Consider the following 26,456-nt stretch of genomic DNA (forward strand, 5'->3'; position numbering starts at 1 on the left):
ATCTCGTATCCACCCCGATCCGCTCACTCGAGACCGCCGACGGCTGTCTCGCCCACCGCGAGGCGGGTTCCGGACCGCCCCCGGTGTTCCTGCACGGTGGCTTCCTCGACCACCGTAGGTGCGCCGGGTACGGGAGATGGCTCTCGGCCCTCTCGCCAAGCACACACCCGGTGAGCCCGACCATCGGGTGCCGCTCACAACCACCTGGGAGCGAGCGGCCGACATCGCCGTCCCAGCGAGCGCGATCAACGTGGACGCACCGGACCACCTCGCCATGGCCGACCGCCTGATGAAGCTTGTCCCTGGCGGCCGTACCGTCACCGTCCCGGATGCCGCGCACCACCCGAACAGGGAGAATCCGCCAGGGTTCAACGACGGACCCACCTCGTTCCTGGTGACGACATACGGGAACGGTGCGTCGATCGCCTGATACGCGCGGAGCTCCGACGCGAGGCGTGGCCCGCTGACGAGACGGTCCGGTTGCCCTGCTCTCAGCGGCGGGTCGGCCGGAGGCGCCTGATGCGGTCGAGGTCGCCGGCGAGGAGGTCATGGTGGCTGATCGTGAAGTCGCCGTTGCGCAGGGCCTGTTCTCGGCCGTAGTGCCGGCCCATGACCGCGTCAGGGAGGAAGGTGCGCAGGCTGTGCCGCATGTCCCTCGGGTAGTCGACAGGTTCGCCCCAGCCGGCGGGGGCCTGGTCCGTGGAGACAAGGACCCAGTGGTCGACGGGCACGACGGTGCCCAGGTCCGGCGCTGCTCCGGTGTGGCTGTCCAGGGCCGGCAGAGTCAGCCGGTCGGGGTCGAGCGGCTGATACCAGAGCAGCAAGGGTTTGGCGCGTTGCGCGTCGGCGTTGTCGAAGCAGCAGACTGCAACGGTGTGGTCGGGGAAATGGTCGGCGTAGAAGCGCAGGAGCTCGGGGTTGAGGTCAGGGCGGCGGTGCGGTGGCACCTGCCGCAGCGCGGCGGGGATCGCGGTGGGGTCGGCGGCCAGGAGCACCGTGTAGACGTCGTGGTCGAAGATCTGGACGGGCTCCGGTTCCGCGCTCATCCACGCGATGCCGTCCGCTCCGGCGGCGGCGGATTCGACTGCGGCGACCATGCGGTGCAGGACGTCGCCGGTGCGTCCGGCGGAGAGGAAGTGCCTGGGGGTGAGTTGCCTGGTGGGCAGGTGCAGCAGCATGGCGTTCGGGCCGGCCGCCAGGTTGACGGCGGTGTTCTGGTAGCCCAGGACATGGATGAGGCCGTGGACGGGATGGTGCTGCCGCCCGCAGTACACGATCGTGCCGGAGAATGCGGCCTCACCTGTCGAGATACACATGGGGGCAAGCTACCGTCCCGGTCCGGCGGGGCCGAGGAATTTACGGTACGGGCAAGGCAGACGGCAGTTGCTGAGGTACCGACGAGCCGGGCTGAGCGGCACCGACGAGCGGGCCTGGGGGAACGTAGTTGCGTACCATCGCTCCCCCAGGCCCGTGCGATCACACGCCTGTCTTCTCGGAGTCCTTGGTTCGGGCGACCGGGCCGGAGGCGATGGGGGCGGTGTGAGCATGATGCTTCGTCAGACCCACTGTGGCCACGAACAGGGTCAACACCATGGCGCCGAGGGCGATCACGAAGCTCAGCGTGAACTGCGATTCCTGTGGCAGCTCAAGTCCGGCCGGCAGGCCGGGGATCGTCTTCGACGCCAGCAGAGAGGTGACCACCGCCGAGGCGACCGCCGAACCCACCGATCGGGAGATGGAGTTGATGCCGTTGGCGATGCCGGTCTGCTGCAGTGGCACGCTCGCCGCGATCAGCGCGGGCATGGCAGCGGAGCCGAGGCGATCGCGATGCCGGTGAACAGGCCGGCGCAGATGACGCTTGCGCTGTGCCCGTGGCCGAGAGCCAGCCAGGCGAAGCCGCCCGCGCCGACCAGAGCGCCTACGGCGAGCGTGGCGCGTGCGCTGATGCGGCGCACGAGTATGCCGCCGACCGGCGCGGCGACGAGCGCGATCAGTGAGCCCGGAAGCAGGTATTCGACACTCGCCCGCAGCACGGAGGCGGTGAAGCCGTAGCCGGCGATCCGCTCGGGCATCTGCACGAGGTAGGAGATACCGATGAACTGGGCGAATGCGGCGAATCCCACGAACAGGCCGGCCAGATTGGTCATGGCCACCTGCCGGTGTGCGAACATCCGCATGTCGACCAGCGGGGCAGCCACCTTCAGCTCCACGAGCACCCAGACGGCCGTCATGACCGCCGCGCCGACGAAGCAGCCGATGACCGAGACCGAGCCCCACCCCCAGGTGTGGCCCTGGGAGATGCCGAGGAGCAACAGCCCCAGGGTGGCCGCCAGAGTCAGTGAGCCGAGCACGTCCACACGTCCGCCGACACGGTGGCCGCCTTCAGGGACCAGCAGCGCGACCCCGAGCAGGGCCAGCACCGAGACGCCGGTGGAGAACCAGAAGACGGAGTGGTAGTCGGGGTTGCCGCCCTGGGTGAGCAGTCCGGTGACCACCAGGGAGAGACCCGAGCCGACGGCCAGAGCCGAGCTGACCAGGGCCATCGCACCGTGCAGCTTCTCGTGGGGGACCTGGTCCCGCACGATCGACAGTGCCAGCGGGAAGATGGCGGTCGCGGAACCCTGCATCACGCGGCCGACGAGAAGCAGGCCCAGCGATGTGGTGGTGGCGGCGAGCAGCGAGCCCAGGACCATCACCACGAGTACGGCGACCAGGGTGCGGCGTTTCCCGTAGAGGTCGCCGACGCGGCCGAGCAGCGGGGTGAAGACGGCGGCGGACACCAAGGTGACGGTGGTGACCCAGCTGACGCCGGCCGCGCCTGCGTGCAACTTGGCGCCGAGCAGGGACAGGATCGGCACGACCTGGGTCTGGGCCATGGCAACGACCATGGCGGCCAGGCCGAGGGCGAATATCAGAGGTCTGCTGCCACGCTCGGCTCTAAGAGCTCCGGACAAAACGGGAGTCCGGCTCGCGGCGTCTGGCACGCACGCTCGCGGCGTTGCCGAAAGGCCCTGGTAGCTCCGCTACAAGGACCTTCCGGTGCCTTGCGATCGCACGCACCAGACGCCGCGAGCTGATCGGACTCCCGTTTTGTCCGGAGCTCTAAGCCGTCGGCGGAGGAGGCGCTCATAGGGGAGAAGGTTCCTTCGAGTTGTACATGTTCACGGGGGCCTCATGGCCTCACGTCGTGATGAGGCTCGAGGACAGCTTTGGAAGACGCGGTACAGCGTTGGAAGAGGCGGTGTCGTTCCCGAGTGCCGGGTGGGCCGCCCTGTCGGCCGTGAGGCTCAGTCGTCGAGCAGATGGGCCAAGTGCGCGCCGAATCGGTTCTCCAGGTCGCCTTCCTGCTGCATCCCGCGCTCGAACAGGGCAGCGACCCGCTGTCGGGTCTCGGGCCACTTGAGGGTGGTCGCGAAGGTGGCCTGACCGTCGAGGAGTTGCTCTACGGGCGGCAGGGAGACCTGGTTGACGAGGTTCTTGGCCGCCTCGATCGGACCCCGGTCGAATGAGGCGAGACGCCGTGCCAACGCATCGACGAAGTCGTCGAGTTCGCTGTCCGGAAGCGACCGGTTGACCCAGCCGTAGCGTTCGGCGGTGTCGGCGTCGAAGTCGTCCGCACCAAGGATGACCTCCAGGGCGCGCCCGCGACCGGTCAGCAGGGGCAGACGCTCGGTGCCACCGCCCCCGGGGATGACTCCCGCACCGACCTCGGGCTGGCCGAGGACGGCGTTCTCGCGGGACGCGAAGCGCATGTCACAGGCCAGCGCGAACTCGCTGCCCACACCGCGGGCACGGCCCCGGATCTTCGCGATGCTCACCACCGGGTGCCGGGAGAGCCGGACGAACGTGTCCATGGGCAGGGCCAGGCCGGTGGGTCCGACCTTCTGAGTGATGCTTCCGGAGTTGCCGGACATGTCGAAGTGAGCGAGGTAGAAGTCAAGGTTCGCGCTGTCGAACACGACGACACGAAGTTCCGGGCTCGCGTCCATCCGGGCGAGCAGGTCGTGCAGACCCTGGAGCAGAGCGCCGTCCACCACGTTGAGGGGCGGGTTGTCGAACAGGACCCTCCAGTAGGCGGGCGACTCCTCGACTATGCGCACAGGCGCCGCCGAATCGTTCTGGCTCTCGTTCATCGCTGCTCTCCTGTTCATCGAGCGAGGTCGGCTCTCCACGGACGGGCCCACAGGTCCTACGCACCGTGGGCAGCGTCATGGACGCCGCCGGGGAGGTCGGCCGGTTCACTTGATCGTCAGATTACACACATCATCCTGATTCTGGAAGTTCCGGATCATCCAGAACGGAGGGCGCCGCACGCAGAGAGCCCTCCCGGACCATCCGCCCGGACAGCCCGCAGGAACGCCGCACCCATCTGTATGATGGAAATCATCTTGATACGCGGGGCGGCCTGCCCCGCTCCTTGAAGGGAGCCGGAATGGGACATTCGCAGGCCGAGAAGGCAGCGACCCGTGAGCGCGTACTGGGCATCGCGTCCCGCAAAGTCCGCCAGGACGGCATGGCAAACCCCGGCGTCGCCGAGATCATGAGGGAGGCGGGGCTGACGCACGGCGGCTTCTACAAGCACTTCGCCTCCCGCGACGAGCTCATCGCGCAGGCCGCAGCCGCAGCCCTGGCCGAGGAGCCGGAGACGACGCAGGGGCGCGGCGACAGGGACAAGCAGGACGAGCAGGACAGGCACACGAGAGTCATCGACGCCTACCTCTCGAAGGAGCACCGCGACTCCCCCGCCACCGGCTGCGCTCTGGTCACACTCGGTGCTGCCGCCGGACGCGGCGATCAGCCCCTCAAAGAGGCCTACGAAAAGCGGGTCCGTGCCTACCTCGACCGGTTCGGCGGCAACGACTCCGAGGAATCACGCGCCGAGGCCATGCTGACCCTCAGCGCCCTGGTCGGCGCGACGCTCATCTCCAGGGCCGTCGCCGACGCCTCCCTCTCCGACGAACTCCTGGAAACCGTCGCGCAGCAACTCAAGGAGCTCTGACGGGACAGGGTTGCAGCAGCCGGACCCGTCGTCCCCGTGGTCGTCGTCGGTTGGTGACCGAAATTCGGCCGCCTACGAGCCCGGCCCCGCACGTACGTCGACCGCATCTCGCGGTGCCCGGCCCGCCCAGCCCTGACGGCGCGAACCGGGTCGGGCCTCCGACTGACGCTTGGTTTCACACATCCCTTTCAGCGACGGCGAGTCCGACGATGATGCCCTCGGGGCCGCGGACGTAACAGAGCCGATGCATGTCTTCGTACTGCTCCAGCGCGCCGACGAGTTCGGCGCCGTAGGTGCGCAAGCGAGCAAGGACCGCCGGTGGTCGGCGTGTTGGCGGCGTCGGCCTACGGCATCACTCGGCGGGGACGGCGAGTGCCAGCTTGCCCGTGACGCGGCCGTCGAGAAGGTGTCGGATGGCTGCGGCGGTCTCGGCGAGCGGGTGGACCCGGGCCACCACAGGGCGGAGCGCGCCCGCGTCGATGAGAGCGGTCAGGTCGCGCAGCCCGTCGGCGTGCTCGGAGGCAATGAAGGTGCCCAGGTGCTGGCCGACGAACGGAGACAGCATCTGTGCGCGGAGCTGCCGGTCGGTGCCTCCGAGCCAGGGGCCGTTTGTCTCGCCACCGGTGATGACCAGCCTGCCGCGGGGCGTGAGGGCGCGGCGCAGGTCTCGCAGACCGCGGTTGCCCGCGATGTCGATGATGGCGTCGTAGCGTTGCGGACCGGCGAGGAAGTCCTCGCTGGTGTAGTCGATCACGCGGTCGGCGCCCAGCGCGCGTACGGCGTCGAGCTTGGGAGTGCTTGCGACGGCCGTGACCCGGGCACCGAAGGCGTGGGCGAGTTGGACGGCGAAGGTGCCCACGCCGCCGGCGGCTCCCGTGATCAGGACCTGCTGACCCTCCTGGACCTTGCTCCTGTCGCGGACCGCCTGGAGTGCGGTGAGCGCGCTGACGGGTACCGTCGCCGCCTCCTCGAAGGTGAGTCCGGCCGGTTTGGCAGCGATCCTGTCGGGACGGGTGGCCGCGTATTCGGCGAACGCGGCGACTGCCGTGCCGTAGATCTCGTCGCCGGGCGCGTAGCCGGTCACGTCGGAGCCGACGGCCTCGACGACACCGGCGATGCTGCGGCCGGGGTTGGGGAGCTTCGGCCCGCGGAGCCCACTGACGGCCCGGACCGCGTACGGCAGACCGGCCATCATGTGCCAGGTGCCCCGGTCCACGCTGGAGGCGCGCACCCGCACCAGCACCTCACCCGGCCCGACGGTGGGCCGGGCGAGCCGCGCCGTGCGCAGTACGGCTTCCGGCTCGGCGCCGTAGTGCTCCTGTAGGACGGCCACCATCGTTCTGGTCCCACCGGTGGTTGAGATCGGCCGGCTCATGTTCCGCATCGTCACTGCTCCCGGTTCCACTTACTTACAGCGTAAGTACACTTACGCCGTAAGTAGAGCACTTACGGCGTAAGCTCGTCAACGCTGGGAGACCCCGAGAGAAAGTGACCGTCCACCGTGACCCGACGTACGACCCCGCAGCCGACCCGCGAGACGCTCACCCGGCAGCGGGTGCTGCATGCAGCCGTCGAACTCGCCGACACCGGCGGCCTGGAGACGCTCAGCATGCGCAGGCTCGGCGAGGCCCTCGGAGTCGAGGCGATGTCCCTGTACAACCACGTGACCAACAAGGAGGACCTGCTCGACGGCATGGTCGACCTGGTCTTCGGCGAGGTCGAACTGCCCACGCCGGGTGACGACTGGCGACAGGCGATGCGGCAGCGGGCCGTCTCCATGCGCCTCGCGCTGTCCCGCCACCGTTGGGCGATCGGCCTGATGGAGTCGCGGTCCACTCCGGGTCCGGCCACCCTGCGGCACCACGACGCCGTTCTCGGCTGCCTGCGTCAGGGCGGATTCTCCCTCGCCCTGACCGCCCACGCCGTCTCGGTTCTCGACAGCTACATCTACGGGTTCGCCCTGCAGGAGAAGGCCTTGCCCTTCGACACCCCGGAGGAGACCGCCGAACTGGCGGAGTCCATCATGAGCGGTTTCGGCGACGGCGAGTACCCGTACCTGGCCGAGATCGCGACCGCCCACGTCATGCGTCCCGGGTACGCCTACAGCGACGAGTTCGCATTCGGACTGGACCTCATCCTCGACGGCCTCCAGCAAGCGGCGGACTGACGAGGCGACGGCGTGGCCCCCGGTGACCGGCCCGACCGGAGTCTGAAGGCGATCATGTGATGGCCGACTGCAGCGCTCAAACGGCCGACTGTTGGTGTGCCAGGCCCCTCCAAGGCGCGCACTCGGCGTTCCAAGTCGGCACGGGCCCAGGGAGGCAACTACCGCAAGACCTCCCCGAGCACGTCGCGAGCGTGCCGCACGTCGTCGAAGGAACAGCCACGGCACGAACACTCCGCATCCTGCGGATACAGGGGCCGTCGCCCCGGCGGTTGCGGAAACGCTCGATACCGCCGCAAGTGCCCGGTCACCTCCTCGATGATCCGCCCGGCCACCCGGTACGCGAAGGAGCTGTACCGCTGCGCCGTGCCGGGCGCGAATACCGGCCCCGGCCAGGGGCGATCGGCGGGCCGCAGGGTCTGCTGGATGATCTGGTCGAAGGTCCGGTACTGGAGACGGCCCGCGATCTGCTGATCCACCGTCATGGGCGGTGCGCCGGCGTCCACGTCCGGCAGGCCGCTGGTGTGGTTGAGCAGCTCACGGATCGTGATCGGCTGGAAGGTGTCCGGCAGCACCCCAGGCAGGTACTGCTGGACCGTGCCATCCAGGTCGACCCGGCGCTCGGCGGCGAGCTGGAGCATGACGGTGGCCAGGAAGGTCTTGCTGATGCTGCCGACGTGGAACTCCGCGTCCGGCGACACCCGCTGCCCGGTGACCTCGTCGGGGTCGGCTCCGCGCCAGCTCCAGCCATCGGGCGACACCCGGCCGACGCCGCCCACGGCGGGTTCGCCCGGGCGAATCGAGAAGGCGGAGCTCAGCGCGGCGCGGCTAAAGTGCTGGGTGCCATAGGCACCTTCCGCGCTCGCGGCCAGCGCGGTGCCGGGCGTGGCGGCCAGTAGCAGCGTGACGCAGGTCAGGATTAGCGGCTTCTTCTTCGGTCCTCCGGAGCGTGCGACAGGTCGTACCCGGATCTTGACCCACCCCGCTGGTACCGGACCTCAGGGCAGCACCCGGAGATCTCCCGAAGAGATCCCTGAGGGCCAGTCAGGGTTCTCCTGCCTTGCCCATGCATCACGGCTTGTCGTGGGCCCGTGAGCGATCGGTGCGCCTCGCACCGATCGCCGTCTCGCAGTGGCCGCACCTTCAGCCCAGCCAAATGATCACCATGCACGAAGACCAATCCGTGACCGGAGCGGCGGTAGTCCGTGAAATTCAGCGCCCGGCGGCCCTGGTACGACCTCCCGGAGCGGCGGTGACGAGCCGCGTCAGACGTCCTGCGTCGCCTCCGCCTGGATGAGACGTTCCGCGATGTCGTCCGCCCACTGCTCGGTGCAGCGGTGCAGTTCGGTGATCGCGTGCTCGTCGAGGCCCAAGGTGGACTCCCTGTTGTCGATCCAGTCGATCCACCCCACTCCCGTCAGAGCCGCTCCGCCATGCCCAGTTCCTTGAACAGCCGCACGTAGCGGTCCGTGAGCGTGGGCCACGCGTACCGTTCCACGGCGGTGTGACGGCCCGTCGCGGCGAGGTGGTCGGCGAGGTGGCCGTCGCCGAGAACTGACTGCAGGGCCTCGGCGAGGGCGGCCGGGTCGCCGGGCGGGACGAGGAGGCCGTTTGCGCCGGGGTCGATGACGTGGGGGATGCCGCCGACCTCCGAGCCCACGACCGGAGTGCCGCACGCCATGGCCTCGATCAGGACCATGCCGAAGGACTCGGCTTCGCTGCGGGAGGGGAGGACGACGACGGCGGCCTGTTGCAGGGCCGTCACCAGGTCATCGCCGGTCAGCAGGCCGGGGGTGTGCACGCGGTCGGTGATGCCGAGCCGTTCGGCGTGGGCGCGGTGGTCGGGGACGGCGTCGCCGCTGCCGACGAGGGCGACGGTGACGTCGTCGGGGAGTTTGGCGGCCGCGTCAAGGAGGACGTCGACGCCCTTCCACGACGAGGTGCGGTCCATGCGACCGAGGTACACGACTGTGCGGGGGCGCCGGGACGGCGGCAACGGTCCGGGCGTGAAGCGGTCGGTGTCCACGCCGGGAGTGATCTGAACGGCGCCGGGGTGGCGGGCAGCCAGGGAGACCGGGGACACGGCGATCAGGGCCTGGGCCCGAGCGAACACCCAGGGCAGCACGTGACGTTCGTAGCAGCGGATGATCCGGTCGGCTGCGGGCTCGCCCTTCAGCATCGAACCGGAGTGATAGGTGACCACGGTGGGCCGCCGACCGCGCAGCGCGACGGCCAGGTCGGCGAGGCCGGGCACGGGCGCGTGGGTATTGATCACGTCGACCTGCATCCGCCGCAGCCAGACGCGCAACTGGAACGGCCACAGCGGGCTGAGCGGGGAGTTGGACAGGCGCGCCCAGGTGCCGAGCCGGACGACAGGCACGCCGTCCTCCACGGTTACGCCGGTGCGCCGGTCCGCCGGATTGGTGGTGATCACCACGGACCGCAGCGCGGGGTCTCGTGCGATCGCTGAGGCGATCTGCGCGGCGTAGTTCTCCACGCCGCCGACCTTGGGCGGGTAGTACGGGGCGACGACCGCGACCGTGCGGGGCCTGCGGCCCTCGAGGACCCGGGCGAACACGTCGGCGGTGCGGACGGCCTGCCGCTCCCAGCCCAGCTCACGACGGACGTGTGCCAGTCCTGCCGCGGCAAGCCGGTCGGCGAGTGCGTCGTCGGTGAGCACCCGGGCCAGCGCGGTGCGCAGTCCGGCGCGGTCGCCCGGCGTCAGGAGCAGGCCGTTGTCCTCGTGCCGGACAAGGCTAGGGATGCCGCCGACGCGGGTGGTGACGACGGGCCGCCGGGTAGCCATCGCCTCTACCAGGACGCTGGGGAAGCTGTCGTATGACGTGGGCAGGGCCAGGACTCGTGCGCGCCGGTAGGCGGCGGCCAGGTCCGGGCCGTGCAACCGCCCGCTGAAGGTGACCGAGCCGCCGAGTCCGAGCCCGTACGCCTCGCGCTGGTAGGCGCTGGCCGCCGTGCCGTCTCCGACGACCTCCAGCCGTACGGGACCGCCCTGCTCCTTCAACTCGGCCACCGTGGCGATCAGCTGGGAGAGACCCTTGTAGGCAGTGTGCTTTTCGAGGGAGCCGACGAACAGCACCCGGGGCTCGGCCGGTACCGGGTCCGGCGTGAAGAGGTCCAGGTCCACGCCGGGCGGGATCGTCGTCGCGCGGCCCGCGAAGAGGCGGGCGAGGTCGGCCACCACGTAGTCGGAGGAGCAGATGACCTCACAGGCCCGCCGCACGGTGCCGGCCAGCACAGTCCGTTCGTACGCAGCCAGCGCGGCGTCGGTCGTGGGTCTGCCCTTGCGCATGCGCCCGGTGTGGTATGTGAGGACGAACGGACGGCCGGTGTCGCCGGCGGCGCGGGCCGCGGCGTCCGCGAACAGCGGCACCGGTGCGTGCCCGTTGACGAGGTCCACGTCCTCCCGTTCGATGATCTGCCGCAGCTGCCGTCGCCAGCCCGCGCCGAAGGGCGTGCGCGACAGCAGCACAGGTGCCGCCAGCCGGTACACGACGCAGCCGCCGGGTCCGTCCTCGTACCGGCCTGGCAGGCCGCCCGTCGGCCCACCTGTGGCCGTCGTCGCGATGACGACCCGGTATCCGTGGTGCGCGCCCAGTTCGCGGGCGAGGTTCCAGACGTACTGCTCCACGCCACCCACGGACGGTGGCAGGTACGGCGTCGCCAGCAGCACTGTCGGCGCGGCGGGCCCGGTCATCGGTGCACCGCCGTGCGCAGGACGCCGACGAAGTCGCCGGCCTGCTCGGTGTAGGCGGGCAGGACGGACCGCAGCCGTTTGCGGTAGTCGTCGCCGGACAGCAGGAGCCGGTCGAGGAGTTCCGCGGCGGCGGCAACCATGCCGGCGCGTGCAGGGAGGCTGTTCACGCCGCCTCCTGGAGCCGCCGAGGCAGTGAGCGGGCGCGCGCAACGTAGCCGGGCAGGTTTCGGTCGAGGACCGCACGGTACGGGGCCTGGTCCTTCAACAGCGGCTCGACCAGCGCCCATAGCCGGTCGTGGGTCACCTCGGCGATGGGCAGAACCCACTCGTCGAGTTCCAGGTCGGCCATGATGCCCCGGGTCTTGTGCTCATATTCGATGGCCACGCAGGGAACGCCACTGGTGAGAGAGAAGATCACCGAGTGGAAACGGGTGCCGATGAGCAACGAGCACTCGTCGTACAGGCCCTTCAGGTCGCGGTAGTCGACGACCTCGTCGATCATCAGTGGCTTGCTCGTACAGTGCGCGGCGATACGGCGTTCGCAAACCCGGTCGTCGTCGCCCAGGTAGTCGGTGCTGACCTGGGGGATGAGTACCACGCGGGCGCCGGTGGCCTGCACGGCGTCGATCGTGCGGGCCAGTTCCCTCTCATATCGGTCTTGGGCTGCCGGGGCCAGCCAGCGGCGGGCGGTGACACCGACGAGGCTCTCGCCCGGACCCACACTGAGCCGGTCGCGCCAGTCAGTCATAGGCTCGGCTGCGAAGGCGAATCCCGCGTCCACGGCTCGCTCGATGCGATCTACCGGTATTCCGCACGTCAGGAGCTCGCCGACGCTGACATCCTCGCGTGCGAGAACCGCGGCGGAGCGGGACATCACCCTGCCGACCAGCCTGCGTTGCGCGGCGGCCGGGAACGGGCCGAAGGACTGCGGAGCCCAGACCACCGGCACGCCCGCCTTCTGTGCCAGCAGCGCCGGCAGCAGCACGAAGAAGATGTTCTGGTAGCCGTCGAGCCCGGGCCGAGCCAGGACGTATCCGCCGCCCATGGACACCACCAGGTCTGCACGCGACACGGCCTCAGCCTCCCGCCGGACCTCGGCCGGCAACACCTGGACCACCGACCGGGCGAGCGTCCGCGGCAGGGTGACGGCGGCGGTGCCCGCGAGGCCCAGCAGCGCCTTGCGCAGCAGGCGACGGGGGAACGATACCGTGCCGTCGGCGGCGTAGCGCCGGATCGATCCGATGTTGCGTACGCCTTCGAACTCGGCGTGCACGGCCGCGTCCTCCATGCCCGCGATGATCAGATCTGCGTCGGGGAATGCTTCGCGGATCTGGCTCAGACACACCGAGAGCAAGGCGGCGTCGCCGGCGTTCTCGCGGACGTAGGCGTTGATCACCACGATGTTCAAGGAGCGGGCCTCTCGTAACTGGGCTAGGCGTGGGACGGGGTTGAGTTGCAGGGCGGGTTGAGATGGGCGGGACCGACCTCGTACGGATTCGTGTGGGGACCTGCGGAGGGATCCGCGTGGTGGTGCGCGAGGGTATTGCAGCAAGGGTTTGGGAAGGCGGTTACCACCGTGGAGACGAGCAGGAAGAGGGAGCTGCGGTGGATACGGCCGCCGGCTGTCTTCATGCGCTCTCCTGCACCTTCCCGGTGCGCCGGTTCCGTCCGCCGCGCGCCGCGCGCACACCCCCGGCCAGCAGCGCGACGCCTGCCGCCGCTCCAGAGGCGAGGTTGCCGGTGCTCCAGGCGATTCCGGCCCACTCCAGGCCGTCGTGCAGCCGGGTCAGCGCGACCCCGAGGACGACGGCGACCAGGACCACGTTGGAGACGACCATCGCCACGAGCTGCCGGGTCACCTTCAGCAAGAAGCTGACCCAGGTGTTGAAGGCCACGGCGAGGGAGCCAAGAGTGAAGACGGTCAGCGTGGTGGTGCCGTGGGCCGCGTACTCGGGCCCGAAGACGGACAGGACGGGCCGGGCCAGGACGATCACCAGCGCCACGGCCGGGACGGTGACCAGAACGATCGCCTTGCCCGAGCGGACGGCGATGGAACGGCGGGCGGCGCCGTCCTGGGAACCCTCGGCGAACAGTGCCTCGCCGATGGCGTAGGAGGCGGAGTTGACCAGGTTGGCGATCTGGAAGGCGACGAAGTACGTGGCGGCGGGGACCGGCCCAAGGACCTGCAGGATGACGATCGGCAGCACGATCTGCGGGATCAGGTTGAGGCTGGCGGACAGATAGCTGCTGAGCGAGTAGCCCAGCGTGCCGCGGAAGGTACGCCAGGAAAAGGCCGCCCGGACCTTGAGACGCAGGCCGCGGCGGATGGCCAGGACGCTGGCCGCGGCGGCGACCGTGGAGGCGGCGGCGCTGGCGGTGAAGATCCCGAAGGGCCCCGCGGAGACGAACACCACCGGCAGCGCGAGCTTGACCAGGCTCATCAGCACACCGTTGACGGCCAGGTTGACGCGGGCCGCGCGAAAGGCGACGAAGACGGAGTCGGTGAGCACATTGACGGCTGCACCGGCGGCGAACACGACGAAACCTGCCGCCTGCCAGAACGAGGCGTGCAGGAAGCCGAGTTCGGGCGCGAACCAGGGCACCAGCAGCACAAAACCGCTGGAGATGGCGCAGGAGCAGACGACGACGGTGCTGAGCGCGGTGCTGACCTCCTCCGCGGGCCGGTCGCTGGTCGGCAGGTGCCGCACCAGGGTCGAGCTGAGCCCGAACAGGCTGAAGTACGACAGCAGGGACAGGCTCGACAGCAGCGACGAGGCGCGGCCCACGTCTGCGGCCGGGTAGAGGCGGGCCACCAGGATCCAGAAGACGAAACCGGCGCCGGCGCCCAGCGCCGTCGTGGCGATGAGGAAGAGGGAGTTGGCGATCAGCGGGTCACGCGCCATGGCCCGGGCGCGGGCGAGACGCGCCGTGACCTGCCGGGGTGGGGCCTGCTGGGGCGGGGCCGGGCGGTCGGTCAGGCTCATATGCGCTCTCCTGCCTGGCGGTCGGGCCGGGCCTGCGCCCGGGCGAGCAGCAGGGTCACTGCCGTCACGGCGAACGCCCACGACGCGGTCTGCCCCTCCCGGGGCACGTCGGCGAAGTGGGTGAGTGGGCGAGCGAGGGTCTCTGGGTGGGTGAGGGAGTTGATGCACAGGTACGCCCACATGAGCAGGCCGTAGACCGTGCCGGTGCGCAGCAGCGCCGGCACGACGCCGCGCCGGGGGTCGGTCCGCGGCCGCCAGCGTCCGGTGGTTGCGTGCAGCAGCGTCGCCGCCAGCGCGGACAGCGCGAAGCAGACGGCGCCGAACGTGTCGCGCCGCACAGGCAGCAGGGAACTGATAGGCACAGTCAGCTCGGCCGGGCGTACGGCGGCGACGGCGGCGACGTACAGCCAGCCCAGTAGCCCGTGGACGAACGCCGTCTCCAGCGCCGCCCGGAACACCCGCCTCATGCCACCGCCTCCTGGGTGACCGGGTCGGCGTCGGTGCCCGTGTAGTGGGCGCGTAGCCGTGCGGTGTGCTCCGGCCAGGCGAAGCCCTCGGTGGCGCAGACGTGGGAGTAGCGGCCCATGGCGGCGCGCAGCTCCTCGTCCCCCGTCAGTTCCGTCAGGGTGGCGCGCAATGCGGGCACCTCGCGGGGCAGTAGCCGGACCAGGGTGCGGTCCAGGCCGTAGGGGGCGTATCCGGGGTCGTCGGTGGTGACGACGGGCAGGCCGGAGGCCATCGCCTCCTGGACGGTGAGTGGGAAGCCCTCGGCGGCCGACGGCAGGGCGAAGACGTCCGCTGCGCGGTACAGCTCGGCAAGCTGTTCCGGGGGCAGGGCGCCGAGGTGGTGCACGCCGGGCCGGTCGCTGGTGGAGACGCTGCCGTCACCGGCGAAGACCAGGTCATAGGCGGGGTCGGCGGCGGCCAGCAGCAGGTCGTAGCCCTTCTTGGGCACCAACCGTCCGACGAACAGCACCAGGGCGCGGTCCTGGGGCAGGCCGAAGCGCAGCCGGGCGTCCATGCGTTCCTGCTCCGAGGCGGGCGGGCGGAACGCCTCGGTGTCGACGCCGTTGGCGAGGAGGCGGACGGTCGCGGGGCGGGCACCGTGGGCGGTGACGAAGTCGGCGACGCGGCCGTTGACGACCAGCACGCGCCGCGCCCGCCGCAGCAGGCTCCGCCCGGCCAGTCGGTACACGGCGCGCTGCACCGCGCGCACGGCGCGGGAGGGGTGCTCGACCACGGCGACGTGCTGGGTGAGCACGTGCGGGGTGCGAGTCAGCGCCGCCGCCAGACCAGCCGCCCACGATGTCACGTACAGGCAGTCGTGGATGTGGACGACGTCGGCCCAGCGGGCCCAGCGCACCGCGGTCGGCCACACCCGCGGCGACAGCAGCGGGAACGGCACGCCGGCCCGCTTCTCCAGGAGGTTCCAGGCGGCGACGCGCACCACCCGCACTCCGTCGTCGTCCTCGGTGACGGTCCTGGCGCCGCTGGTCAGCACCGTCACCTCGACGCCGGCCCGGCAAAGGTGGCGGGCCTCGTGGCGGACGACGTTCTCGATGCCGCCGATGTGCGGCGGGTAGTAGTGACTGACCAGCAGCACCCGCTTCATCGGTAGATCTCCGCTCCCCCGTTGCTGTACAGCTTGTTCTTGGTGACGTCCAGCAGAGCGACCGGGTAGCGGTACGTCACCAGATCCCCACGGTAGAACGTGGTGGCTTGGTCCTTGGTCACCGTGGTGGTGCCGAGGAAGACATACGTGTGCGAGCCCACCAGCGGCGGGAAGATGTCGTTCTGCGCGCGGCCCCGGATGAGCGACTGGAGCCGGCTGAAGGTGTAGCGGTCGGTCTGCACCTCGGACTGGACGTCGGCCCGCTGTGTCTCGGTGGCCCGTGTCTGCACCCAGCGGATCGCGGTGCGCTCCTCGGGGTGGACATAGTAGATGTGGTAGTACTGGCCGGAGTTGGCCAGGTGCAGCTGCGCCGGATAGCCGCCGAGCACCTTGGGTACGACGCCGGTGAGGTCCAGCAGCAGGCCGAGAGCGAGCGCGCAAGCCGCCGGCACCGCCCACCGGCCGGCCCAGCGGAACAGCCACAGCGAGGCCCCGGCCACGAAGGGGGCGTAGAAGAACAGACCCTGCTGGAAGGCGCGCAGCACCCCGTAGTCGACGGACAGCTGGGGCAGTACCGTCAGCAGCGCGATGACGCCGAGCATGCCCAGGGACAGCGTGACCTGGTCACGGCTCGGCCGGAAGCCGGGCCGGGCGCGCCAGCGTCCGGAGCGGCGGGGCCACAGGACCAGGACGAGGCCGACCAGCAGCAGCACCTGGAGCAGGGCGGCGGCACAGGCGCGCAGCAGGCCGTTGGCCGCGGGCACGTCGACGCCGACGTCCCGCAGAGGGCGGCCGACCGCGGTCAGGGGGAGATTCGCCTGCTCGGAGACGACAGGGGTGGCGTACCGGTCGACGGTCTTCAGGGGCAGGTAGTCGCCCTGGTCCCGGCCGCGCTCGGTCTGCCGCACGACATCGGCCCGGTAGTCGACGAGCCGCTGCTCGGCGCTGACCGAGGCGCCGCTGAACAGGCTGTAGGACACGTCCGAGGACGCGGTGTCGGAGCTTTGCCCGGTCAGTTCCCGCGCGGTCAGCGACACGGTGCTGTACAGCTGCCCGGTGGTGTGCGTGACCGGCCCCGACCACACGAATGCCGCTGCCGCGGCGGCGGCCACCATCCACCACGTCAGGAAGCCGCGCCCGGCCCGCGGCCGGCGGCGCAGCCGTGCGAGCAGCCGCCAGGCCAGGTCGGCGGTGAGTGCCAGGGCCAGGACGGCGACGAGGACATAGGTGGTGGAGTAGTGCGACAGCACGATCCCGGCGACGAGCACAGTGAACAGCAGGCGCCGCCGCGCGAGCGGCCGGCCGGTGTCGGTGATGACGACCATCGCGCATCCCATGAGGAAGAACGCGACCTCCTGCCGGCCCAGGAAGGTCATGTCCGTGAAGAAGGTCGGGAACATCATCAGGTACACCGCGGACAGCAGCGCGATGATCTGCGGCGCCGTGTTTCGCACGGACCGGTACACCAGCACCGGCGTCAGCGCGAACAGCAGCGGCAGCATCACCTTGAAGACGTACGTTCCCTCGATGCCGGTCAGCCTCGTGAGCGCGGCCGGCAGCAGGGTGACGCTCAGGCAGGCGTTGTACGGGTCGCGGAAGGCGTTGATGTCCCAGCGCCCGGCATCGGCGGCCAGCCGGAACACCTCGTACTCGCGCTGGATGTCGTGCCCGGTGATGTACCAGCCGCGCAGACTGGTCAGCAGCAGGATCCCGGCGGCCGCGCACCACAGGCCCAGCTCCAGCACGCCGGTCGCGTACCGGCCGCGCCGCACGATGAGCAGCGCCAGCAGCGCGGTCACCGTGATCAGAGCGGTGACGGCGACGCCGCCGCCCAGGCCGTTGTTGAGACGGACGGGACCCGCGACGCACAGCGTCAGGACCAGCGCGCCGAGGGCGCTGACGGGGGCGAGCCCCGCCGGGCGGGCGGCCCGCGGGCGGCTCCCCGGCAGGGGTGACCGGGGCAGCAACGAGCGCCAACCGGCGGACGCGCGCCACGCCGATACTCCCGCGAGCGCCACGACGTACAACGCCGACGTCAGGGCCAGCGGCACCCGTTCCAGGGGCCGGTCCACGCCCAGCGCGGGCAGCAGTGTGTTGAGCGTCAGCAGGAGCGCGAGGGCTCCGACGACGCTCAGGCCCAGCCCGATGAGCGCCCGCCCGTCCCGCGCGGACAGCGCGCGCCCGGTGAACCCGGTGAACAGCAGCGCCGGCGCGCCCAGCAGCAGCCACAGTCCCGCCGGGACCAGCAGCACGGCCGGGGTGCCCGGAACGCACTCCAACAGCGCCGCTGCCAGGGCGGTGGTGGCGGCCCAGCCCCGTACGTTTACGTTCACGACAGCACCTCGGTGTAGATGTCCTCGACCTGCCGGACGACCGCGTCCCACCGGTGGCGCCGGGCAGCCTCGGCGCTGCGCCGTCCGAGGTCGACGCGGAGCCGGGCGTCCGCGGCGACCGCGTCGATGGCCTCGGCAAGCCGCGCTGGTTCGGGGTCTGCCAGCAGGCCGACGCCGTCGAGGAGTTCGGTGTTGCCGGGCACTCGGGTGGCGACCACCGGCAGAGCTGCGGCCATGGCCTCCAGGGCGACGAGCGGCATGCCCTCCTTGTCGGAGGGCAGCACGAACGCCTCCGCGTCGGCGTAGGCGCGCACCAGGTCCGCGCCGAGCGCCGGTCCGTCGAAGCGGACGTTCTTCAGGCCCAACCGGTCCGCCTGGGCGGTGAGTTCGGCCCGGTCCTCGCCGTCGCCGACGATACGCAGCCGGACCGGCCGGGTCACCAGGGCCATGGCCTCCAGCAGCCGGTCGACGCGCTTCTGGGAGCTGAGCCGGCCGACGTAGAGCAGGTCGAGCGTGCCCTCGGCGGGCTCGCGCACGGGCATGAAGTACTGGGCGCCGACCCCGTTGGGCACGACGAACACCCGCTCGGCGGGCACCCCGTAGGTGGTCATGACGAAGTCGGCCTGCGCCGGGGTGAGCACCAGTACCGCGGCGGCGGCGCGCAGCACCCGGCCGAAGACGTGTCGCTTGTAGGCGGGCAGCAACCAGCCCAACCGCCCGGAGGCGTCGACGTCCAGGTGGAAGTGGAGCACGAAGCGCTGGCCGCGCAGCCGGGCCAGCAGCGCGACCATCTCGGGCAGCAGCGCGTGCGCGGAGTGCAGGTGCAGCACCGCACGGCGCGGGCTGCGCAGCAGCGTCCGGGCGATGCCGGGCGCGATCGGGGTGTGGGCGACCTCGAGCGACCGGTGGCGTACGACGCTGACCGCGCCGTCGCGGGTCACGCGCGGGGCGCCGTCGGAGCCGATGGTGGTGGTGACCACGCGCACGTCGTGCCGCTCGGCGAGGCCGGCGGCGAGACTCTCCACGACGCGTTCCAGGCCGCCCAGGTGGGGCGGGTAGTAGGGCGTGATCTGGACGACCGTGCTCATGCGACACCTGCCCCGGCCAGCGCTCCGTTGGTGACGTAGTGAACGTCCGACCGGCCGCCGATGTACGCCAGCACCCGCTCGAGCCGAGCCCAGTCGCCGCGCGCGTCGACCTCCCAGCTGTGTCCCCACAGATGGTAGACCCCGCCCTGCTCCAGGCACAGATCGAACCAGCGGATCGCCAGCTCGTCCCAGTGCAGGTACAGCCGGGCCGCGCGGTCGGGTCTTCCGCCGGCCAGCCGCAGGACCAGCGGGATGTCGACCCGGTGGGCGTAGGCGTTGACCGTCGTGGTCATCTCCAACAGCGGCCCGGTGGCAAGGGAGCTGCGCCGCACGGTGCGGGCGAGGTGGAAGTCTGCGTCGGCGACCTGCTGTACGTGCACCGGCCGGTACTCGCCACGCGGATAGCAGAAGCTCACGACGGGCACGCCGAGGATGTCCTCCAACTCGGCCTTTCCAGCGACGATCTCCTCCCCCGCCGCCGCGTCGCCGATCAGCGGCAGCCTCAGGTGGCTGAGGGTGTGCCCGCCGATCTCGACGCCGTCACGGGCGGCCAGCTCCCGTATGCCCTCGGCCGGCAGCCGATCGGCGGGAGCGAACTCGACGTTGCGGGGCGCGATGTAGAACGTGCCTGGCACGTCGTACCGAGCCAGCAGGTCCGCCAACCGAGGGTCGAGCCGGTGCCCGTCGTCCCAGCTGGTGGTGACCACCGTCCGACGCTGCGTCATGAGGTCCCTCCTGGGTTGTAGTTCAAGGCGTAGTGGAGTGTCTGGGGATGACCCAGGAGAGCGACGTGCACCACCGTGCCCGCCGCCGCACCGTGCCGGGCACGGGGGTACGCCAGCCGGACCGTCGTCCGCTGAGGGACCTCGGTGCCGCGCACGGCGAGACCGACCGTGCGGGAGACCTCGGTACGGCCAGACGCCGTGGCCAGCCAGACGCGCAGCCGGTACGTGTGCGGGGCGGCGCCGTGCGCGATGACCGTGACCGATACCACGGCGGCACCCTGAGCGACAGCCGGCGTGCCTTCGAAGTACAGCTCCGTGTAGGTGCTGGGCAGGCGGGTGAACGAAGAACGCAACTCGTGCCGCACCCACGGCACGGTGCACGCGACCGTCACCAGCACGAGCAGCACCGCCACGACGGCGATGGCGCGCCCCCGCCGCCCTCCCGCGGCACGCGACCGCCGGCGGCGGCGGAGCCCCGAGGGGGAAGCCGCCGGCCGCCGGACGGACGCGTCGAGCAGTCGACTCATGCGGTGGTCCCGAACTCCTCGGCACCGGAGGGCTGTGCGGGCACGGCAACTCCCGTCGACGCGACGAGGGGTCTGCGGAAGCGGTGATGGAGGAGCTGGCGCAGATTGGCCATGCCGTCCGGGAGAGCGTTGAGCTTCACCTCGCCGCCCCGCTTGCGGTACTCGATCGGCATCTCCAGGGTGCGGTAACCGGCAAGCGTCGCGGCGTTCTTTATCTCCTGCGAGAAGGCCATGCCGGTGGACCGTACATCGATGCCGTGCCAGACGTGACGCCGGAAGACCCACATACCCGACTGTGAATCGCGCAGACCGTTGCGGAACAGCATGCGGCTCACCCCGCTGAGCACGTGGTTGGCGACGGTGTGCGACCGCTTCATGGCCGCGGCGTTCTCCCGGCCCAGCCGGTTGGTCGTCATGAACTCGATGTTCTGCTCCTCGAGCGTCGACAGCAGCTTCGGCAGGGCGTCGAACGGATACGTTCGGTCAGCGTCGCCGGTGGCGATCACGTCGCCGGCCGCGGCGGTGAACCCGGCGCGGTAGGCGTTTCCGTAACCCCGCGCCGGCTGGTGCACCACCCGGGCGCCGAGTTCACGCGCCACGTCCCCGGTGCCGTCGGTCGAGGCGTTGTCGACCACGACGACCTCGGTCCTCCAACCGCTGGCAGCGAGTTCGGCGACCGGGACGGTCTCCATCACGGCCGGCAGATTGGCCGCTTCGTTGAGCGCGGGAATGACGATGGACAACGCCTTCATGAAAGCCCCCCAAGGCCTAGAAGAACGGAGTCTGCAGGCACCCTGAATAAGCCCGCCGCTGCATGCGGAATGCCGTTTCCGGGCAGCCGGAAAATGGCATCACCGAGCAGGCAGGACTGTGCCGCGCAGACATGGGTGCCCCCAGCACCCGGAAATGTCAGACAGAAATCGAGGGGGTCGCCTGAATCGACCCACTTGACGAGAACGCCGTCTCAGCTGAGCAGCGTCGAGAGCGAACGGAATGCCAGTAACACGATGTCTCCCCCTCCTCGCTCCGGCGTCGTGCTGATCACCGAAACGGAGGATGACCATATCAACGTGACGGAAGAAGTGAAGAGTGTGTCCAAGATGTGAAGACGACGCCCGGCGGCTGGCCGCATCGCACAGGCCATGCCGGCAACCTTCGAGGCTCCATCCGTACAGCCGAACCGAACGTGTCGCGCGAGCGAGCACATGCCGCGTTTCTGCAGGTCAGGAGTACACTCCGGGGTGCATTAGGGACGTTTCCGGCTCGCGGTCCAAGCCGCGTCGACGGACACACGAGTGTCCGGCCCTGCCGGCCGGACGTGTCGGACAGCCTTCGCGATTTGCTTGAATTTTACACAGTTCTGGCCAACGATCCCGCTGCCATGAAGGGGCGCAACGACACACCTCGGCCCGCTCGCAGGCGGAGACCGCCAGGGTCTTGCGGGCATCCACGACTGGCGACGCACGCACGCGAACCCGTTGCGCTGACTGGCGCCGCCGACTCGGACGATCCATCAACCGCAAGCACCCATCGCCTCGTTGCACCCCTCTCCTGTGTCCAACCTCAGACCGTGGTGGCCAGCCCGCCGACGACACGGCGGACGTCGACCATCTGGTGGTGGAACGCTACTGAGCCGGCAACAGCCCGTGCACGCCCGCCGTTCTGGACTACGCCGCCGCCCACGCCGCGCCGGCCGTCGACCACGGGCACTTCCACACCCAGCCAGCGGTGGAGGACATCAAGGAGGGCCGCGTCCGGACCGTCCTGTCCGGGCGGGCCCTCATCGCCCTGCTGATCGAACTGTGGAACACCCGCTCCACCGCCACCCCGAGGTCCGGCATCACAGGATGCCGGAAGGTCGGCCACCGAGGGGGACACCAATGCTGTACACCGAAACGACCCGGGCGCTGATGAGAGACCGCATGCGCGAGGCTGAGCAAGAACGCCTCGTCCGCGCGGTCCGACTCCAGCGCCGTGCCGAGCACGCCACTCAGTGCGCCCGCCGCGCCCTGAACGCCGTCACCGTATAACCGCCCATCCCGCGCCCAGCCCTCCTACGGGCCGTCACCGAATGACTGGTGGCGGCCTGCTCCCCAGTTGTGATGGTGAGTTCGTCGAAGTGCTTGTCGCCGTCGGTGATGATGAGACGGCTGACCTTGCGGGGTACGGTGCGGCCGGTGAGCGGGTCAGTGGCCAGGACGGTGTCACCAGGCTGAACGGTCTCGATGTCCTTGGTATGGCTGTTGGCCATGAGGACCTCGGTGCCGGCGGGGAAGCACTGGGTGCACCCCTTCACGTGGCGGGCGGACCGCAGGTCCTGCAGCGCTTCCATCCCTCGCTCGAGAAACTTGAACTTCGAGCTGAGGAGGAGGTCTTCACCGAGTTGGGTGCAGGCGAGGACGTTGCCGCCCTTGCAGGCGTCGAGTTGTCCGAGACCGAGGAGGTCCTTCTCCACGTCCCACAGCTGTTTGCCTGCGGCTTCGGCGCCGGGGCCCATGGAGAGGAGGTCGCACAGGGTCTCGTTGTGCTGGCACCAGTTCGCCGGGTGTTCGATGGCGTCGCAGCCGAGGATGCCGCAGCGGTAGCGTGCCTCAGCCTGGCTCCCGGTGTCCTTCTCGGCGGCCTTGCGCTCGGCTTCCTTCTTCTCCACGGCCGCCTGGAAGGCATCCTTGAAGGCCTGGTCTGCCGCCTTGGAGTCCTTGCCGGCCGCGAGGGCGGAAGCGCGGGCCTGGTCTCCGGCGCTGTAGGCGGCGGTGGCGGATGCCTGTGCCCACTGGGCGGAGCCTGCGGCGTCGACGGCGGAGACGGCTGCGTCGCTTGCCGCCTGGTTGGCGGAGGCGGCGGCCTTGGCGGCTGTGCGGGCGGAGGCGGCTGCCTGGTCGGCGGAAGCCTGAGCGTCCTTGGCCGATGCGGCCGCCTGGTCGGCGTAGCCCTTGGCCTGCTTCGCGGAAGCGTCGGCCTTCTTGCCCAGTCGGCTGCCTGCTGTGCGGCCTTGGCGGCGGTGGCGGCGGCCTTGTGGGCTTCGGCGGCGTTCTCCTGGGCGGTGGCCGCGACACCGGCCGCGTCCGCGATCAGCTGCTGGATCTGCGCGGTGCGGGTGGCGCCGAGGAAGTCCTGGCGCTGCGCCTTGTACTGCCCGACCTGAATGAACTGGTCCAGCAGATCATCGGGGCCTTCCAAGGCGATCCGCCCCGATGATTTGATCTGGGGTCCGCCGCTGTCGATCAGCTGGGCCGCGCGGACACGTTCGTCCTGGGTACGCGCCTGGTACTGACCCGTGGTGAGGAACTCGCGGTACTTCTGCGGGTCGTCGGAGTCCAGTGCGGTCCGGCCGGTCTGCTGGACCACCGGTCCGCCGGCGTTGATGATCTGGGCGATGGCTACCCGGAAGTCCTGCGCCCCGGCCTGGTACTGGCCCATGGTCCAGAACTCGAACGCGCCGGCCTTGATGAGGGGCGTTGCCTCATCCGGCCTTGCTGGGGCCGGCTGTGGGCGGGCGGCGCGGCAGTCGGAGGGTGAATGTGGCTCCGGATTCCGGGTTTTCGTTGTGGCCTTGGTTGGTCGGCCGGATGGTGAGGGAGCCGCCGTGGGCGCCGGCGATGTCCCGGGCGATCGGCAGCCCCAGTCCGGTGCCCGTGGCCTCGCCGGCGTTGCGGGTGCGGGCGGCCTGCAGGCGGACGAAGCGGTCGAAGATCCGTTCCCGGTCCTCGGGCGGGATGCCGGGGCCGTCGTCGGCCACCTCCAGGACGGCGGTGTCCGGGCCTTCAGTGGTGGCGGTGACCTGGACTCGTTGGTGGGCGTGGCGGTCGGCGTTGTCGAGGAGGTTGCGGATCAGACGGGTGAGCTGGTCGGAGTCGCCGAGGACGTGCACGTCCTGGTCATGGCGAAGGGTGACGGGGACTCGTGCGGGGGCAGCGTCGATCGCGGTCCGGGCGAGGGCTGCGAGGTCGAGGGTTTCCCGGTGCGTGAGGAGGGTGTCGTCGTCGGAGCGGGCGAGAAGCAGGAGGTGGTCGACCATACGTTGCAGTCGGGTGGTCTCGGTGACTGCACGGTCGGCGAGTTCGGGCCAGGGGGCCCGGTCGGGGTGGGCGAGACCGACTTCCAGGGAGGTGCGCATCGCGGCGAGGGGGGTGCGTAGTTCGTGGGAGGCGTCCGCGACGAAGCGTCGCTGCCGGGCGGCGGAGGTCTCCAAGCGGTCGAGCATGGTGTTGAGGGTGCGGGCGAGGCGCCCGATCTCGTCGTCGCCGGCGGGTTCGGGGATGCGGCGGTGCAGGTCGCTGCCGGTGATCTCGGCGGCCTCGGCGCGGATGCGTTCGACGGGGCGCAGGGTTCGTCCGATCAGGAGCCAGGAGACAGCGACGGCGCCGATCAGGACCAGCGGGAGCATGTACAGCAGGTGGCCTTGGAGGTCGCTGGTCAGCAGGGACAGCAGGTGGGTGGAGCCGCCGACGTAGACGACGACGGGCGTGGCGCCGGAGATGTAGCGCTGGGCGATGACGCGTTCGTCGGCGTCGCGGGCGGGGGATGAGGGGGCGGGCCGGGGAGTGGTGCTGTGGGCAGGCAGGGCGTATAGCGCTGGGTCGCCCGCGACATCGGCGGTCGAGGCGATCACGTGGCCGGAGCCGTCGACGACTTGCGCCCAGGCTCCCAGTCCGCCGGGGGCAGGCGGCAGCGGCTTGGGCCAGGTGCCCCCTGTGCCGGTACGGGAAATGCTCTCGGCGTAGGCGTTGAGCGTGGTCGTGACGTTGCTGCGCGCGGCCTGTACGACGCTGAAGAGCAGTACGGCCGTGGCCAGGGCGACGGTCACGGTGATGGCCACGGTGGCCAGCGCCGTCAGGCGCAGGCGCAGGGAGCGGCTAGGGCCGATGCGGGTCAATGCGGTACCCCGATCCTCGTACCGTCTCGATGATTCGGCGGGTGAAGGGCTGGTCGATCTTGCGTCGCAGGTGGTGAATGCGGACCTCGACCACGCCGGGGGCGGTTTCCAGGGCGGTGTCCCAGCAGTGCTCCAGCAGTTCGCTCTTGGAGACTGCGCGGCCGTCGGCGCGCAGCAGGTATTCCAGGACGGCGAGTTCTCCGGGGGTGAGGGCGATGGTGCGTCCGGCGCGCTGGACGGTGCGGGTGGCCGGGTCCAGCGTCAGGTCGCGGGCCTTGAGCAGGGGTGGGCGCGGTGACGCGGTGCGGCGCAGCAGGGAGCGGATGTGGGCGAGCAGGACCGGGTAGGCGAAGGGCTTCGTCAGGTAGTCGTCCGCGCCGAGGTCCAGGCCTTCGGCCTGGTCGAGATCGGCGTCCATGGCGGTGAGCATGAGGATCGGGGTCCAGTTCGCTGCTTCTCTCAGGCGTGAGCAGACCTGGTATCCGTCCAGGCCGGGGAGCATGACGTCGAGGAGGATCAGGTCGAAGGCATGCTCGGTTGCCTGCCACAGCCCCTCGTTGCCGTCGGTGGCGAGGTGGACGGTGTAGCCCTCGGCTCGCAGTCCCCAGGTGAGGGAGGCGCCGAGGGCTTCGTCGTCTTCGATCACGAGGATGCGCATGGTGCCGGCCCGATCTGTGAGTGAGCGGTCCGCGGCTGTCGTTGCGCCCGCCGGGAGACGAGGTGGTGGGTGGCGGGGATGGCGAGTTGGAGGGCGAGTCCGCCCTGGTCGGGGCGGGCGGCGGTCAGCCGGGCTCCGGCGGGCAGCCTGCCCAAGGTGATGGTGTTGGGTTTGAGGCTCGCCGCCAGGCCTGTGCTGCCGGGTGTCTTGGCGAGTGCGCTGACGGAACGGGTCTGACCGAGGAAGGAGACCGTGGTGGGGGTGAGGGTGATGCTCGTGGCAGTGGTGGTGAGGGTGGTGGTCACGGTCATGAGGAGGCCGAGGCCCCCGACGGGGACGGTCAGGGTCAGGCCGGTGCCGTCCGTGCCGATGCTCGGGTCGGCGGCCGCGGTGCCCAGATGCCGGCGCAGGGCACTGTAGGGGACGGTCGCGGTCGCGGTTCCGCCGCTGGTGGAGCCGTGGGTGGTGACGCCGTGCAGGACGGCGTCCACGTTCAGCCGGGTGCCGGCGCGTGGGACGCCGTCGGCGGTGACGTGCACGGTGCCCAGGCTTCCGGAGAGGGTGTGCAGGCCTGCCAGGGTGTCGGTGAGGTGGGCGGTGACCGCCCCGGTGGGGTGGAGGTTGCAGCGGACGGCGTGGACGACGCGCTGCTGTGCGGTGGAGGCGGCCGCGGTGTCGGTGATGGCGGCGGCCGTGACGCCGACCGCGGCGAGGGCGGCGGTGATGACCAAGGGGGCGCGGCGTCTCATCTTGGGGGTCCGATCTGAAGCGGGTC

The 26,456-nt window shown here is 70.4% G+C and carries 27 protein-coding genes and 1 pseudogene; 4 read left to right on the forward strand and 24 right to left on the reverse strand.

Annotated elements, in window-relative coordinates:
• Positions 1-136: 136 nt before the first annotated feature.
• Positions 137-430, forward strand: a complete 294-nt coding sequence (locus tag ACFY2Z_RS27020) for an alpha/beta fold hydrolase (protein ID WP_390746689.1) — start codon at positions 137-139, stop codon at positions 428-430.
• Positions 431-491: 61 nt separating this feature from the next.
• Here ACFY2Z_RS27020 and ACFY2Z_RS27025 read toward each other — a convergent pair whose 3' ends face one another.
• The 4 genes from ACFY2Z_RS27025 to ACFY2Z_RS27040 all read right to left on the reverse strand — a co-directional run bounded on the left by ACFY2Z_RS27025 (position 492) and on the right by ACFY2Z_RS27040 (position 4,133).
• The gene (locus tag ACFY2Z_RS27025; RefSeq protein WP_390746690.1) at positions 492-1,316 is read right to left on the reverse strand and encodes a hypothetical protein; all 825 of its coding nucleotides are present in this window, start codon (positions 1,314-1,316) and stop codon (positions 492-494) included.
• 160 nt (positions 1,317-1,476) lie between these two features.
• Positions 1,477-1,803, reverse strand: coding sequence for a hypothetical protein (locus tag ACFY2Z_RS27030; RefSeq protein ID WP_390746691.1), 327 nt, complete (start codon positions 1,801-1,803; stop codon positions 1,477-1,479).
• Positions 1,791-2,876, reverse strand: a complete 1,086-nt coding sequence (locus tag ACFY2Z_RS27035; RefSeq protein WP_390746692.1) for an MFS transporter — start codon at positions 2,874-2,876, stop codon at positions 1,791-1,793. The genes ACFY2Z_RS27030 and ACFY2Z_RS27035 overlap by 13 nt, the downstream gene beginning before the upstream one ends.
• A gap of 411 nt (positions 2,877-3,287) precedes the next feature.
• On the reverse strand, positions 3,288-4,133 hold the full coding sequence (locus tag ACFY2Z_RS27040; protein WP_390746693.1) for an enoyl-CoA hydratase/isomerase family protein: 846 nt from the start codon (positions 4,131-4,133) through the stop codon (positions 3,288-3,290).
• A 299-nt stretch (positions 4,134-4,432) separates the two neighbouring features.
• Here ACFY2Z_RS27040 and ACFY2Z_RS27045 point away from each other — a divergent pair, with 299 nt between their 5' ends.
• Entirely contained in the window at positions 4,433-4,999 is a 567-nt protein-coding gene (locus ACFY2Z_RS27045; RefSeq protein WP_390746694.1) for a TetR/AcrR family transcriptional regulator, read from the forward strand.
• A 175-nt stretch (positions 5,000-5,174) separates the two neighbouring features.
• Here the strand turns inward: ACFY2Z_RS27045 and ACFY2Z_RS27050 are convergent, their stop codons facing one another.
• Together ACFY2Z_RS27050 and ACFY2Z_RS27055 are read right to left on the reverse strand one after the other, a co-directional pair.
• Positions 5,175-5,300 carry a hypothetical protein gene (locus tag ACFY2Z_RS27050; protein ID WP_390746695.1) on the reverse strand — a complete coding sequence of 42 codons (126 nt, stop codon included), beginning with the start codon at positions 5,298-5,300 and terminating at the stop codon, positions 5,175-5,177.
• A 51-nt stretch (positions 5,301-5,351) separates the two neighbouring features.
• Entirely contained in the window at positions 5,352-6,374 is a 1,023-nt protein-coding gene (locus tag ACFY2Z_RS27055) for an NAD(P)-dependent alcohol dehydrogenase (protein WP_390746696.1), read from the reverse strand.
• 126 nt (positions 6,375-6,500) lie between these two features.
• Here ACFY2Z_RS27055 and ACFY2Z_RS27060 point away from each other — a divergent pair, with 126 nt between their 5' ends.
• A complete protein-coding gene (locus ACFY2Z_RS27060) occupies positions 6,501-7,166 on the forward strand; it encodes a TetR/AcrR family transcriptional regulator (RefSeq protein ID WP_390746697.1) in 666 nt (221 codons plus the stop codon).
• Positions 7,167-7,324: 158 nt separating this feature from the next.
• On the opposite strand, the gene ACFY2Z_RS27065 is transcribed toward ACFY2Z_RS27060, so the two are convergent.
• The 14 genes from ACFY2Z_RS27065 to ACFY2Z_RS27130 all read right to left on the reverse strand — a co-directional run bounded on the left by ACFY2Z_RS27065 (position 7,325) and on the right by ACFY2Z_RS27130 (position 22,797).
• Positions 7,325-7,924 carry a serine hydrolase domain-containing protein gene (locus ACFY2Z_RS27065; protein WP_390746698.1) on the reverse strand — a complete coding sequence of 200 codons (600 nt, stop codon included), beginning with the start codon at positions 7,922-7,924 and terminating at the stop codon, positions 7,325-7,327.
• Between the two features lie 504 nt (positions 7,925-8,428).
• Positions 8,429-8,575 carry a hypothetical protein gene (locus ACFY2Z_RS27070; protein ID WP_390746699.1) on the reverse strand — a complete coding sequence of 49 codons (147 nt, stop codon included), beginning with the start codon at positions 8,573-8,575 and terminating at the stop codon, positions 8,429-8,431.
• 5 nt (positions 8,576-8,580) lie between these two features.
• Positions 8,581-10,878, reverse strand: coding sequence for a glycosyltransferase family 4 protein (locus tag ACFY2Z_RS27075; protein WP_390746700.1), 2,298 nt, complete (start codon positions 10,876-10,878; stop codon positions 8,581-8,583).
• Positions 10,875-11,045, reverse strand: a complete 171-nt coding sequence (locus ACFY2Z_RS27080) for a hypothetical protein (protein ID WP_390746701.1) — start codon at positions 11,043-11,045, stop codon at positions 10,875-10,877. The genes ACFY2Z_RS27075 and ACFY2Z_RS27080 overlap by 4 nt, the downstream gene beginning before the upstream one ends.
• Complete coding sequence (locus ACFY2Z_RS27085; RefSeq protein ID WP_390746811.1) at positions 11,042-12,277, reverse strand: polysaccharide pyruvyl transferase family protein; 1,236 nt, start codon at positions 12,275-12,277, stop codon at positions 11,042-11,044. The genes ACFY2Z_RS27080 and ACFY2Z_RS27085 overlap by 4 nt, the downstream gene beginning before the upstream one ends.
• Before the next feature lie 229 nt (positions 12,278-12,506).
• The gene (locus tag ACFY2Z_RS27090; RefSeq protein WP_390746702.1) at positions 12,507-13,862 is read right to left on the reverse strand and encodes a lipopolysaccharide biosynthesis protein; all 1,356 of its coding nucleotides are present in this window, start codon (positions 13,860-13,862) and stop codon (positions 12,507-12,509) included.
• A complete protein-coding gene (locus ACFY2Z_RS27095; protein ID WP_390746703.1) occupies positions 13,859-14,329 on the reverse strand; it encodes a hypothetical protein in 471 nt (156 codons plus the stop codon). Before ACFY2Z_RS27095 ends, ACFY2Z_RS27090 begins: the two co-directional genes overlap by 4 nt.
• Positions 14,326-15,474: a glycosyltransferase family 4 protein gene (locus ACFY2Z_RS27100; RefSeq protein WP_390746704.1), complete on the reverse strand. Its 1,149-nt coding sequence runs from the start codon at positions 15,472-15,474 to the stop codon at positions 14,326-14,328. The genes ACFY2Z_RS27095 and ACFY2Z_RS27100 overlap by 4 nt, the downstream gene beginning before the upstream one ends.
• The gene (locus ACFY2Z_RS27105; RefSeq protein WP_390746705.1) at positions 15,471-17,807 is read right to left on the reverse strand and encodes a hypothetical protein; all 2,337 of its coding nucleotides are present in this window, start codon (positions 17,805-17,807) and stop codon (positions 15,471-15,473) included. The genes ACFY2Z_RS27100 and ACFY2Z_RS27105 overlap by 4 nt, the downstream gene beginning before the upstream one ends.
• The gene (locus ACFY2Z_RS27110) at positions 17,804-18,895 is read right to left on the reverse strand and encodes a glycosyltransferase family 4 protein (RefSeq protein WP_390746706.1); all 1,092 of its coding nucleotides are present in this window, start codon (positions 18,893-18,895) and stop codon (positions 17,804-17,806) included. Before ACFY2Z_RS27110 ends, ACFY2Z_RS27105 begins: the two co-directional genes overlap by 4 nt.
• Positions 18,892-19,620, reverse strand: a complete 729-nt coding sequence (locus ACFY2Z_RS27115; protein WP_390746707.1) for a polysaccharide deacetylase family protein — start codon at positions 19,618-19,620, stop codon at positions 18,892-18,894. The genes ACFY2Z_RS27110 and ACFY2Z_RS27115 overlap by 4 nt, the downstream gene beginning before the upstream one ends.
• The gene (locus ACFY2Z_RS27120; protein WP_390746708.1) at positions 19,617-20,147 is read right to left on the reverse strand and encodes a hypothetical protein; all 531 of its coding nucleotides are present in this window, start codon (positions 20,145-20,147) and stop codon (positions 19,617-19,619) included. The genes ACFY2Z_RS27115 and ACFY2Z_RS27120 overlap by 4 nt, the downstream gene beginning before the upstream one ends.
• On the reverse strand, positions 20,144-20,899 hold the full coding sequence (locus ACFY2Z_RS27125) for a glycosyltransferase family 2 protein (protein WP_390746709.1): 756 nt from the start codon (positions 20,897-20,899) through the stop codon (positions 20,144-20,146). Before ACFY2Z_RS27125 ends, ACFY2Z_RS27120 begins: the two co-directional genes overlap by 4 nt.
• A 1,238-nt stretch (positions 20,900-22,137) precedes the next feature.
• Positions 22,138-22,797 (reverse strand): Hint domain-containing protein, encoded by a 660-nt coding sequence (locus ACFY2Z_RS27130; RefSeq protein ID WP_390746816.1) that lies wholly within the window; start codon positions 22,795-22,797, stop codon positions 22,138-22,140.
• Between the two features lie 365 nt (positions 22,798-23,162).
• Between ACFY2Z_RS27130 and ACFY2Z_RS27135 the strand changes: the two genes are divergently transcribed.
• Positions 23,163-23,345 carry a hypothetical protein gene (locus ACFY2Z_RS27135; RefSeq protein WP_390746817.1) on the forward strand — a complete coding sequence of 61 codons (183 nt, stop codon included), beginning with the start codon at positions 23,163-23,165 and terminating at the stop codon, positions 23,343-23,345.
• Here the strand turns inward: ACFY2Z_RS27135 and ACFY2Z_RS27140 are convergent.
• From ACFY2Z_RS27140 to ACFY2Z_RS27155, 4 genes and pseudogenes are all read right to left on the reverse strand, one after another.
• Positions 23,328-23,567, reverse strand: a pseudogene (locus tag ACFY2Z_RS27140) (ALF repeat-containing protein); the annotation flags it as partial. The gene ACFY2Z_RS27135 and the pseudogene ACFY2Z_RS27140 sit on opposite strands and share 18 nt — an antisense overlap.
• A gap of 43 nt (positions 23,568-23,610) precedes the next feature.
• Positions 23,611-25,023 (reverse strand): ATP-binding protein, encoded by a 1,413-nt coding sequence (locus ACFY2Z_RS27145; protein ID WP_390746710.1) that lies wholly within the window; start codon positions 25,021-25,023, stop codon positions 23,611-23,613.
• On the reverse strand, positions 25,004-25,669 hold the full coding sequence (locus ACFY2Z_RS27150) for a response regulator transcription factor (protein ID WP_390746711.1): 666 nt from the start codon (positions 25,667-25,669) through the stop codon (positions 25,004-25,006). Before ACFY2Z_RS27150 ends, ACFY2Z_RS27145 begins: the two co-directional genes overlap by 20 nt.
• On the reverse strand, positions 25,666-26,430 hold the full coding sequence (locus ACFY2Z_RS27155; protein WP_390746712.1) for an LmeA family phospholipid-binding protein: 765 nt from the start codon (positions 26,428-26,430) through the stop codon (positions 25,666-25,668). The genes ACFY2Z_RS27150 and ACFY2Z_RS27155 overlap by 4 nt, the downstream gene beginning before the upstream one ends.
• Positions 26,431-26,456: the final 26 nt, after the last annotated feature.

It is taken from the genome of Streptomyces sp. NPDC001222, assembly GCF_042896945.1.
GTDB classification, from domain to species: domain Bacteria; phylum Actinomycetota; class Actinomycetes; order Streptomycetales; family Streptomycetaceae; genus Streptomyces; species Streptomyces gibsoniae.